Below are 729 nucleotides of genomic sequence, written 5' to 3' on the forward strand. Positions count from 1 at the left end.
GGGATGCCCTGCGTGCAGACAGTGAACCCGAATCTGATGGGTCCGCCCTGTGATGGGGTAAGCCTCAACCAGGGTCATATTTGGAAAACGGTTCAGCACCCGAAACGCCGTTCGGGATTTTTTGCCATCCACATGCACCCGGACCATCCGCTCTCCTGAGCGCAGCACGTTCTTCAACAGCGGCGCATTAACCAGCTGCTTTCTCGCTGGCCACTTACCCACCACCAGCGCATGATACAGCTTTTCAACTTTTTCTTTCTGCTGCAACTGGTTATGCAGATGACGCAGCATACTGCGGCGCTTGGCAATCACCAGACAACCCGAGGTGTCCCGGTCCAGGCGATGCACCAGTTCCAGCGTGCGGTTATCCGGCCGTAGCTGGCGAAGTGCTTCAATCACGCCATAAGACAGACCGCTTCCGCCATGCACAGCAAGCCCGGACGGTTTGTTGATAATCAGCAGCAGATCATCTTCATATAGTACCGCTTTTTCCAATTGAGCGATCACGCTGTCAGCGGGCCTTACGGGAGCCTCCCTTTCGGCCACTCGGACCGGAGGAATACGAACAACATCGTTCAATTCAAGGCGATAATCTGCGCTTACCCGCTTTTTATTGACCCGCACCTCACCCTTGCGAACGATACGATACACCCTGGTCTTGGGCACCCCTTTAAGAACCCGCAACAGAAAATTATCAACACGCTGACCAGCCGCATCCTCATCAATGGT

At 54.6% G+C, this 729-nt stretch carries 1 protein-coding gene; it reads right to left on the reverse strand.

Features of this window, described 5'->3' with window-relative positions:
• Positions 1–729 (reverse strand): RluA family pseudouridine synthase (locus J7438_RS26495; protein ID WP_286196968.1); only part of this gene is annotated, 729 nt, incomplete at both ends.

It is taken from the genome of Thalassotalea sp. G20_0 (genome assembly GCF_017744175.1).
Lineage (GTDB): Bacteria > Pseudomonadota > Gammaproteobacteria > Pseudomonadales > Endozoicomonadaceae > Endozoicomonas.